Raw genomic sequence first — 411 nt, forward strand, 5'->3', positions numbered from 1 at the left:
GGGTGTGCTGACGTTGACCTCGTCGGGCGCGACGGCCACCGACGCGCAGTGGACGTCGGCGCTGCGCGCCGTGACGTTCTCGTCTAGCGCGAGCGCGACGCCGGGCAACCACACGATCTCTTTTGTGACGAGCGACGGCACGACCGACAGCGCTGCTGCCACGCATACGGTCGATTTGCTGGGCCCGCCGACGATCGCGACCGATTCGGGTTGGGCGGCGTTCGTCGCGGGCGACAATACGGCGTCGACGCCGGTGGCAATCGATTCGGGTTTGACGTTGAGCGACGGCGGCGCACCGACGTTGGCTTCGGCAACCGTGGCGATTACCGGCAACTTCCATAGCGGCGAAGACGTCCTCGCATTCACGAATAGCAATGCGGCGACGTTCGGCAACATTGCGGCCTCATATAA

At 65.2% G+C, this 411-nt stretch carries 1 protein-coding gene; it reads right to left on the reverse strand.

What is annotated here, in order from left to right; translation table 11 throughout:
- Nucleotides 1–396, reverse strand: a 396-nt coding sequence (locus tag BTA35_RS17185; protein WP_139363744.1) for a hypothetical protein, incomplete at its 3' end; no start/stop codon positions are given.
- Nucleotides 397–411 lie beyond the last annotated feature (15 nt).

The sequence above is a fragment of the Oceanospirillum linum genome (assembly GCF_001995095.2).
Lineage (GTDB): Bacteria > Pseudomonadota > Gammaproteobacteria > Pseudomonadales > Halomonadaceae > Oceanospirillum > Oceanospirillum linum.